The sequence below is a fragment of the uncultured Sphingomonas sp. genome (genome assembly GCF_913778135.1).
GTDB lineage: Bacteria > Pseudomonadota > Alphaproteobacteria > Sphingomonadales > Sphingomonadaceae > Sphingomonas.
The window spans coordinates 1-9,394 of sequence record NZ_CAJYVU010000135.1; the positions used below are offsets into that span (position 1 = coordinate 1).

Below are 9,394 nucleotides of genomic sequence, written 5' to 3' on the forward strand. Positions count from 1 at the left end.
CGACGAAGGTGTCGAGGACGCGCAGCAGCGCCTGCGGATCGCCCTTGGTCGTCTTCAGAAACGCCTCGGTCAGCCATTCGCGGCTGCCGCGCTCGAACGATCCGAGGTTGGTCAGCACGTTGCGGAAATACCCGCCGCGCCCCGCCGTCGCAACAATCCCCGCCAGCCCCATGCCCGACAGCACCACGCGCGTCGGCGCCGCGCCGTTCGCCAACATGCGAACGGTCGTGCGCGCACCGAGCGAGTAACCGCCCAAGTCGTAGTCGGTGAGGTTGAGGTGGTCGATCAACGCCAGCCCATCGCGCATCAGCGCATCCGCCGGGTAGCTCGCCGCATCATGCGGCTTCGCGCTGTCGCCGTGCCCGCGCAGGTCGGGCATGATGACGCGGAAGCCCTTCGCCGCCACCGCCGCCGCATGGCCGTAACGCAACCAGTTGGTCTTCGCGTCGGAGAAATAGCCGTGGATCAGCACCACCGGCCGCCCCTCGCCCAGTTCACGCCACGCGATTTGCGCGCCATCGAAACTGTCGAAGAATTGCGGCTCGATCTCGTTACGCGTCACGCGCTTGCTCCCACTTGGCGACGAGCGGCTGATATTCGTCGCTGCGCAGCCGTGGCAAGGCCGCGGTGTCGAGCCAGCCAGCAAGGTGGCTCTCCCAGCCGAAATGAGAAGTCGGGCGAAAGCGTGACGGATCGTCGAAGCTGCCGAGTGTCAGATCGATCTTCGCGGGCCTTCCGTCAGATGGCTGCTCGACATATTCGAACGTCAGCGGCGTTCCGCATGCCGAACAGAAGCCGCGCCGTGCAATCGGCGACGAGGCGTATCGATTGGGCTGGCATGTCCACGCGACCGCATCGCGCAACACCTGCTTGTATGCCGCCGCTACGCCGCCGGTCGCGCGCTGGCACATCCGGCAGTGACACAGATAGGCGTCGTCGCCCTCGACCTCGGCCACGTATCGCACCCGCCCACACTGGCATCCGCCCGCCATCCGCTCGCCCACCCGCACCTCCTCGCGTGATCGTCACCCAATCGTGCCGGTCAGTCCGGATAGACGCTCGTCGTCGTCGTCACCACGCGCCACACGCCGCCAGTTCGTCGCTGCCACACGTTTAGTCCGGTGCCGGGGAACTGCACCTCGATCATCGCTCGGTCCCCACGGATCAGTGGGCCGTACAGGGTAAAACACTCGGGCCGCGATGCCACCAGAATCCCGCCGACGATCGCACCCCTTACGCCACCGCCGCCGCGGAAGGTGTCAGGGGCATACAGGTCAGCGAAACCTGGTGGTGCCGGTGGATCGATGCGCCGCGCATGTTGCGCGGGCTGCCACGGCGGGATGATGCGGTCGACACAGAGCGGCGCTGAGAACACCCGCGCATTGGCGGTTCGCGCCACCTCCGCCATCGCCACGTCAGCAATTTGCGCGATCTCGTTGCGCGGGTTCGGCTGGCACGCGGACGCGGCGAGGAGAACGACGAACGCCGCCACATTGCGCGCCATCGCGATCAGTCCGCCTTCTTCAGGTGCCGGCGCCCCAGCAGCTCCGCGATCTGCACCGCGTTCAGCGCGGCGCCTTTACGCAGGTTATCGCTGACGCACCACAAGGACAGGCCGTTTTCGACCGTAGGGTCCTCGCGCACGCGGCTGACGTAGGTGGCGTCGTCGCCCGCCGCCTCGATCGGCGTGATGTACCCCTCGTCCTCGCGCTTATCGATCAGCATGATGCCCGGCGCCTCGCGCAGGATGCGTTGCGCGTCCTCGGCCGAGATCTCATCCTCGAACTCGATGTTCAGCGCCTCGGAATGGCCGACAAAGACGGGTACGCGGACGCAGGTAGCGGTGACCTTGATCTTCGCGCCCAGGATCTTCTTGGTCTCGACCACCATCTTCCATTCTTCCTTGGTCGACCCGTCGTCGAGGAAGCTGTCGATGTGCGGAATGACGTTGAACGCGATCTGCTTTGTGAACTTCTTCGGCTCGGCGGGATCGCCGACGAAGATGTTGCGGCTCTGCTCGAACAACTCGTCCATGCCGGCCTTGCCCGCGCCCGACACCGACTGATAGGTCGCGACCACGACGCGCTTGATCGTCGCGGCATCGTGCAGCGGCTTCAGCGCAACAACCATCTGCGCGGTCGAACAGTTCGGGTTGGCGATGATGTTCTTGGCGCGGTAGCCGTCGATCGCGTCGGCGTTCACCTCCGGCACGATCAGCGGCACGTCAGGGTCCATCCGGTAGAGCGACGAATTGTCGATTACGGTGCAGCCGGCGGCGGCGAACTTGGGCGCATAGACCTTGGTCGCGTCCGATCCAATCGCGAACAGCGCCATGTCCCAGCCAGCGGGATCGAAATGCTCGATATTCTGTATCTTGAGCATACGACCCGTATCGCCGTACTCGATCTGGTCGCCCTGGCTGCGCGACGAAGCCAGTACCGCGATCTCGTCGGCGGGAAACTGCCGCTCGGCCAGGATATTGACCATCTCGCGCCCGACATTCCCGGTCGCACCCGCGACCACCACCCGGTAACCCATCACCATCTCCACTTCGCGCGCTGCGTTGCGGCATTGCGCGTCGCGGGGCAACTGCTTTCCTAATCGTGCGTGCGCGCCTGCCATGTCGCGTGCACCACGCCGTGCACGCGGGCGAGGTGTTCGACGATCGCGTCGAGCTCGTCGCTCGGCACGTTGGTGCTGACGAGCGTGGCGGTGAGCGACAGTCGATCGTCGCCGAGCGGCTGCGTCGACAGTTCGGCGACCGGCAGGCTCTGCTCCTCCAGATGCTCGACCAGCATGTCGCCCATCGGCCCTGCCTTCTCGACCGGCGCGGTGAGCGTGACCGTGTAGGTCGCCTCCAACGTGTGCTGATCGGTCGGCACACGGTTGATCGCATCGACCAGCGGGCGCAGCAGCGTGTTGGCGGTCAGCACCAGCACGGTCAGCAGCACCGCCTCCGCAATCATGTCGCTACCCGCGATCGCGCCGACCGCGGCCGAGCACCACAATGTCGCCGCGGTGTTCAGCCCGCGGACGTGCATCCCCTCCTTCATGATGACGCCCGCACCGAGGAAGCCGATGCCGGACACGACATAGGCGATCACGCGGATCGACTCGACGTCGCCGCCCAGCCGCTGCCCCAGGTCGACGAACGCCGCCGATCCGATCGCGACCAGCGCATTGGTGCGCAGTCCGGCGGTGCGCTGCCGCAGCTGCCGCTCCGCCCCGATCGCGGTGCCGAGCACCAGTGCCACGACATAGCTAACCAGCGTGTCGAGGAACGGCCACAGGTGGAAGGTGGTGAGGAAGCGCACCCGCGCGCCCGCTCTATTTCGCCGCTTGCGTCGCGCTCGCCGGCTTGTTCTTCACCTCGCGGTTCAGGAAGCCGAGGATCGTCGTCCACAGATGCTCGCTGATGCCGGGGCCACCGACGCGGTGCGTCTGGCCGGGATACATCATCATCTCGAACGGGGTGGCGGTCTTCTGCAACTCGGCGGCGAGCTTGGTCGAATTGTCGAGAAAGACGTTGTCGTCCGCCATGCCGTGGATCAGCAGCAACGGATCGCTGATCTTCGACGCGTCGCCGACCGCACCTGACGCGGCATAAGCTTCGGGCACCTTTCGCGGATCGCCCATGTAGCGCTCCGTGTAGTGCGTATCGTACAGCTGCCAGTCGGTCACCGGCGCGCCCGCAACCGCGGCCGCATAGACGCCCGGCGTCTTTTCCAGCATCTTGACCGACATGTACCCGCCGTACGACCAGCCGTAGGTCGCGATCTTGCCCGCATCAACGAACGGCAGCGTCTTCAGGTAATCAGCGCCCGCCTTCTGGTCCTCGACCTCGACCGTGCCCATCGCGTGGTAGATCGTGTCCTCGAACGCCTTGCCGCGGTTGATCGAGCCGCGGTTGTCGACTTGGAAGAAGATCCAGCCCTGGCTGACCAGATATTGCGCCAGCGCGCCGTTCCAGTTGCGCATGACCTGCTGGCTGTGCGGCCCGCCATAATGCTGGAAGAACACCGGGTAGCGGCGTCCCTTTACCAGCTTGGGCGTGATCATCTGCCAGTAGAGCGGCGTACCGTCCGCCGCCGGAATAGTGCCGAACTCGGTCGGGCGATGCGCCGCCATGAATGGCGCATAGGGATGGTCACCCGCGATGCGGTTCTCGTTGATCCACGCGACGCGCTTGCCGCTCGCGTCGGCGAGGTACGTCTGCGGCGGCTGCTGCGGGTTGGAGCGGGTCACGATGAAGCGCGTGCCCGTGCCGTCGGCGGTGGCCGAGTTCCACCATCCGCGCTCGGTCAGCCGCGTGATCGCGCGGGTTTTCAGGTCGAACGCGTAGAGCTGCTGTTCGAGCACGTCGTCCTTGTTGGCGAGAAAATACGCCTTGCCCGCGCCCTCATCGACCGCGACCAGCCCGGTCACGACCCACGGCCCGCTGGTCAGCTGCTGCCAAGTCCCTGCGCGCCACAGCCACAGATGGCCGAAGCCGTCGCGCTCCGAGCGCCACAGCACGCTGCCGTCGCGCATCACGCGGTAAGCGTCGGTCAGGTTGATCCAGCTCTTCGCACCCGATTGCTCGGTGAACATGACGCTCGACTTGCCGGTCGCCGGGTCGACGCGCAGCATGTCGAGGCGGGTCTGCGCGCGGTTCTCGCGCTGGACGAGGAGCGCGGCGCCGTCAGGCGTCCAGTCGACCCGCGCCAGATAGATGTCGGGATCGGTGCCGAGGTCGACCTTCACGCGGCCCGTACCATCGGGCTTCATCACGTACAGCTCGACCAGCGTGTTGGGCGTACCCGCCGCGGGGTAACGCTGCTGGTAGATGCTGGTGCCCGACGCACCGATCGAGGCGCGCGTGGCGACGTGCACGGGCGCGTCGTCGAAGCGCTCGACTGCGATGTAGCGCTCGTCGGGCGACCACCAGTAACCCGTGCGGCGATCCATTTCCTCCTGCGCAGCGAACTCCGCCTCGCCCCAATGGACGGTGCCGCCGCCACCGATCGTGACCGCCTTTGCTACCCCCTGCCCGAGCGACGCGACCTGCAAATTCTGGTCGCGCACGAACGCAATGAAGCGCCCGCGCGGGCTGATCGTCGGGTTGAGCGCGCCCTTGGTTCCGTCCAGCCTGCGCGCCTGCCCGTCGCGGCCTGCCAGGAACAGCTCGCCGTCGATCGGCACCAGCAGGCTCTGCCCGTCGGGCGACCAGTCATATTGCAGCACGCCGGTCTTGCCGGTCAGCGAACGGTCGCGCTCGCGCTGCATCTTGGCGGCTTCCGACAGTTCGGCGCCGCTGCCCAGCTTCTTGCTGTCGACCAGCATCCGCTCCGCGCCCGTCTTCGTGTCGAGCGCCCAAAGGTCGTAGCGCTGCCGCTCGTCGGCCCGGTTGCGCACGGAGGTGAGCAGCGTGCCGTCCGGGGACAGTCTGAGCGATTGCGGCTGCGGACCGGCGAGGTCGGGGCTGCCGAACACGCGCTTGAGCGTCAGCGCGGGCGCGCCCGCCTCGGCCTTGCTCGTCTGCGGCGCCGCCGTGCGATCAGCGGTCACTGCGCCGGCTCCACTCGCCAACGTGATCGCCACCGCTGCCACACCCGCGCTCAACCATGCCCGCATCTCACTCTCCACACCGCGCCGCTGCGGCTTGTCGCGCCCTCGATTAGCGGGCGCAGCGTCGATAGACCACCCGCCTGCATTGCCGCTCGCGCGGAACCGGAAACGTTGCACAGTGTTGCCCGCGCGATGACGACCGACGACTGCATCATCATCGGCGGCGGCCCCGCCGGGCTGACCGCCGCGATCTACCTCGCGCGCTACCACCTGCGGGTGCGGCTGTTCGACTCAGGCTCGAGCCGCGCGGCGATGATCCCGTGCACGCGCAACCACGCCGGCTATCCCGAGGGAGTCGCGGGCAAGGATCTGCTCGCGCTGATGCTCCAGCAGGCGGAGAAATACGGCGTGCATCGGCAGCCGGTACGCGTCGACAAGCTGGCCCGCGACGACGACGGCTTCGTGATCGAGACGGCACAAGGCGGCTTCCGCGCACGCGCCGTGCTGCTTGCGACCGGCGTGGTCAATCATCGCCCGGCGCACCTGCTGCCCGAGGTGCACGATCCGGCACTGGAGCGCGGGCTGCTGCGCTACTGCCCGGTGTGCGACGGGTACGAGGTGACGGATAAGAAGGTCGGCGTGATCGGCACCGGTGAGCATGGTGCGCGCGAGGCGCTGTTCCTGCGCAGCTTCACACGCGACGTGACGCTGATCGCGCCCGAGGTCGAGCACGCGCTCGACCCCGCGTGCGCCGCGAAACTGGACGAGGCCGGGATTGCGCGCGTTAACGGCCCCTGTGGCAACTACGCGATCGAACGGGAGCAGCTAGCCTTCGATACCGCACGCGGTCGCATGGCGTTCGACAGCGTCTATCCCGCGCTCGGCTCGCGCATCCGATCGCACCTGGCGATCGAGGCGGGTGCGCGCGCGACCGATGTCGGCTGCCTCGAGGTCGACGACCACCAGCGTACCAGCATCCCCGGCCTGTTCGCCGCGGGTGATGTAGTGAAGGGGCTGGATCAGATCAGCCACGCGATGGGAGAGGCCGGCGTTGCCGCAACGACGATCCGCAACATGCTGAACGAGAAGCAGCCGCTCTGGCGCTGACGGCTGGCGTCAGTCGACGAACGCAGCCTCGATCATCAATCGTTCGTCGTTCCACTCAGGCACCGCGCTGATCGGCACCATGAAGCGCTTGCCCGGCCGGCCATCGACCGATGGCCGCTCAACCTCGATCACGTCGCCTGCGCCAAAATTCTCGACCGCGACGACCTGCCCGAGCGCGTCACCGTCGGTCGATACCGCGGCAAGCCCGATCAGATCGGCATGATAATATTCGCCCTCGTCGAGCGCGGGCAGCGCGTCGCGCGGCACGGTCAGCACCGTCCCGCGCATCGCCTCGGCCGCGTTGCGGTCCGCGATCTCCTGGAATCGCGCAATGTTGCCGTTGCGCAGCGACTGTAGCGTCAGCGCACCGTCATTGAACGACCGGTGCGCTTCCAACTGCTCGGCGAAGACCTTGAGCTTCACCTCGCCGCCGACGCCGTGCGCGCCGGCGATCGCGGCGAGCACGACCTGTCCCGGCGGCACCACGCGCGCCGCTGTGCCCGGATCACGCGGGCTCGGGTGAGCCGTCGCTTGTGCCGGGGGTGTCGTTGGCACCTTCGGCGGGCTTGGTGGACGATGCCCCCTGGTTCGTGGCGTCTTTGTCGTCATGCTCGCGCGGGGGCTGGTTGGGGTCGGTCACGGCGTACTCCTCTCATGATAAGGGGAAAACGCGCGGTAACCGATTGAGTGCCGACCCGATCGGGACCGGCGTCGCAGGGCGCCGGCCGGTGCAGATCACCGACCGGCGATGCGGGTTCAGGCCTCCGCCGTTTCGGCTTCGGTCGTCTCGGCGGGAGCATTGGCGGCTTCCTGCGCGGCCTTCAGCTTCTCGGCACGCTCCTCGGCACGCTCGGTCGCCTTCTCGCCGGGCTTGCCCTTGGTCGGGTTGTTGCGCGCAGCGCGCTCCTTCACGCCGGCCTTGTCGAGGAAGCGGGCGACGCGGTCGGTCGGCTGCGCGCCGACGCCGATCCAGTGCTTCGCACGCTCGGCATCGAGGATCACGCGCTTCTCGTCGTCCTTGCCGAGCAGCGGGTTGTAGTTGCCGATCTTCTCGATGAACTTGCCGTCACGCGGGCTGCGCGCATCGGCGACGACGATGCGGTAGTAGGGACGCTTCTTCGAGCCACCACGCGACAGACGAATGCTCAGTGCCATGTTAGTCTTCTTCCTTCTTCAATTTGGATCGCCCGCCTTAGGCGGGCACGTGAAACTTACTTCTTGAACTTCAACCCGCCGGGCATTCCCGGCAGCCCGCCCGGGATGCCTCCGGGGCCCGGCAGCCCCGGCATGCCGGCCAGGCTTCCGCCCGGCCCGCCGGCCTTGGACATCATGTCGCCTAGCTCCGCACCGCCCAGCGCGTTGCCGAGCCCGCCCAGCCCGCCCTTGCCGAGCATGCCGAGCAGCCCCTTCATCCCGCCCATCTTCTTGATCTTCTTCATGGCGGTCTGCATCTCGAGGTGCATCTTCAGGAGCTTGTTGACCTCCTGAACATTGGTGCCCGACCCCTTGGCGATGCGGATCTTGCGTTTGGCGTTGATCAGCTCGGGCTTGGCGCGCTCCTTGACCGTCATCGACGTGATCATCGCGTCCATGCGCAGCAGGATCTTCTCGTCCACCGCCCCCGACGCCATCGCCTTCTGCGCGCCCTTCATGCCGGGCAACATGCCGGCGAGCGCGCCGAGCCCGCCCATGCGCCGCATCTGCGCCAGCTGCGAACGCAGGTCGTTCATGTCGAACTGACCCTTGGCAAGCCGCGCGGTCATCCGCTCCGCGTCTTCCTGCTGGATCGCCTCGGCGGCGCGCTCGACCAGGCTGACGACGTCGCCCATGCCCAGGATGCGGCCGGCGACGCGGCTCGGCTGGAACGCTTCCAGCGCGTCCATCTTCTCGCCTACGCCCGCGAACTTGATCGGCTTGCCCGTCACCGCACGCATCGACAGCGCCGCGCCACCGCGCGCGTCGCCGTCCATGCGGGTCAGCACCACGCCCGTCAGCGGCACCTGATCGGAGAAGTTCTGCGCGACGTTGACCGCGTCCTGACCGGTCAGCGAGTCGACGACGAGCAGGATCTCGTTCGGCGTCGTGACCTCGGCCACCGCCTTCATCTCGTCCATCAGCGCCTGATCGACGTGCAACCGGCCCGCGGTATCGAGCATCAGCACGTCGAAGCCCTGCAGCTTCGCCGCCTGCAGCGCACGCCGGGCGATGTCGACCGGCTGCTGACCCGCCACGATCGGCAGCGTCGCGACCTGGACCTGGGTGCCGAGCGTCGCCAGCTGCTCCTGCGCGTTCGGGCGATTGACGTCCAACGACGCCATCAGCACCTTTTTCGTCGGGCGCCCAGTGATCGAACCCTTCGACAGCCGCCGCGCGATCTTCGCCGTGGTGGTCGTCTTGCCCGAGCCTTGCAGGCCAACCATCATCACGACCGCGGGCGGCGCGACGTTCAGGTCGAGCTCGGCGCCCTCGGGATCGTCGCCGCCAAGCATTTCGACCAGCGCGTCGTTGACGATCTTGACGACCTGCTGCCCCGGCGTGACCGAGCGGAGCACGTTCTGCCCGATCGCGGCCTCGGTCGCCTTGTCGACGAACGCCCTCGCAACCGGCAGCGCGACGTCGGCCTCGAGCAGCGCGATGCGAACCTCGCGCATCGCCTGGCGCACGTCGGCCTCGGTCAGCGCGCCGCGGCCGCGCAGCCGGTCGAACACTCCACCAAGACGATCGCTGAGGCTCTCGAACA

The 9,394-nt window shown here is 67.3% G+C and carries 11 protein-coding genes; 1 reads left to right on the plus strand and 10 read right to left on the minus strand.

The window, feature by feature from the left end:
* The 6 genes from QZ847_RS12410 to QZ847_RS12435 all read right to left on the minus strand — a co-directional run.
* On the minus strand, nucleotides 1–562 hold a 562-nt coding region (locus QZ847_RS12410; protein ID WP_294356915.1), incomplete at its 3' end, for an alpha/beta hydrolase.
* Entirely contained in the window at nucleotides 552–1,004 is a 453-nt protein-coding gene (locus tag QZ847_RS12415; RefSeq protein WP_294356917.1) for a GFA family protein, read from the minus strand. The genes QZ847_RS12415 and QZ847_RS12410, both read right to left, overlap by 11 nt.
* 38 nt (nucleotides 1,005–1,042) lie before the next feature.
* Nucleotides 1,043–1,504, minus strand: a complete 462-nt coding sequence (locus tag QZ847_RS12420) for a hypothetical protein (protein WP_294356919.1) — start codon at nucleotides 1,502–1,504, stop codon at nucleotides 1,043–1,045.
* 5 nt (nucleotides 1,505–1,509) lie between these two features.
* Nucleotides 1,510–2,538 (minus strand): aspartate-semialdehyde dehydrogenase, encoded by a 1,029-nt coding sequence (locus QZ847_RS12425; RefSeq protein WP_294356935.1) that lies wholly within the window; start codon nucleotides 2,536–2,538, stop codon nucleotides 1,510–1,512.
* A gap of 59 nt (nucleotides 2,539–2,597) precedes the next feature.
* The gene (locus QZ847_RS12430) at nucleotides 2,598–3,314 is read right to left on the minus strand and encodes an MgtC/SapB family protein (protein ID WP_294356921.1); all 717 of its coding nucleotides are present in this window, start codon (nucleotides 3,312–3,314) and stop codon (nucleotides 2,598–2,600) included.
* A gap of 13 nt (nucleotides 3,315–3,327) precedes the next feature.
* Nucleotides 3,328–5,613, minus strand: a complete 2,286-nt coding sequence (locus tag QZ847_RS12435; RefSeq protein WP_294356923.1) for a S9 family peptidase — start codon at nucleotides 5,611–5,613, stop codon at nucleotides 3,328–3,330.
* A gap of 126 nt (nucleotides 5,614–5,739) precedes the next feature.
* Between QZ847_RS12435 and QZ847_RS12440 the strand changes: the two genes are divergently transcribed.
* Complete coding sequence (locus QZ847_RS12440) at nucleotides 5,740–6,654, plus strand: NAD(P)/FAD-dependent oxidoreductase (protein WP_294356925.1); 915 nt, start codon at nucleotides 5,740–5,742, stop codon at nucleotides 6,652–6,654.
* Between the two features lie 9 nt (nucleotides 6,655–6,663).
* Here QZ847_RS12440 and rimM read toward each other — a convergent pair whose 3' ends face one another.
* The 4 genes from rimM to ffh all read right to left on the minus strand — a co-directional run.
* Nucleotides 6,664–7,140, minus strand: a complete 477-nt coding sequence (gene rimM, locus QZ847_RS12445) for a ribosome maturation factor RimM (RefSeq protein ID WP_294356927.1) — start codon at nucleotides 7,138–7,140, stop codon at nucleotides 6,664–6,666.
* Between the two features lie 19 nt (nucleotides 7,141–7,159).
* Entirely contained in the window at nucleotides 7,160–7,294 is a 135-nt protein-coding gene (locus QZ847_RS12450) for a hypothetical protein (RefSeq protein WP_294356929.1), read from the minus strand.
* A 116-nt stretch (nucleotides 7,295–7,410) separates the two neighbouring features.
* Nucleotides 7,411–7,809 (minus strand): 30S ribosomal protein S16, encoded by a 399-nt coding sequence (gene rpsP, locus QZ847_RS12455; protein WP_294356931.1) that lies wholly within the window; start codon nucleotides 7,807–7,809, stop codon nucleotides 7,411–7,413.
* A gap of 56 nt (nucleotides 7,810–7,865) precedes the next feature.
* Nucleotides 7,866–9,394: signal recognition particle protein (gene ffh / locus QZ847_RS12460; protein WP_294356933.1), on the minus strand; the 1,529-nt coding region annotated here is incomplete at its 5' end.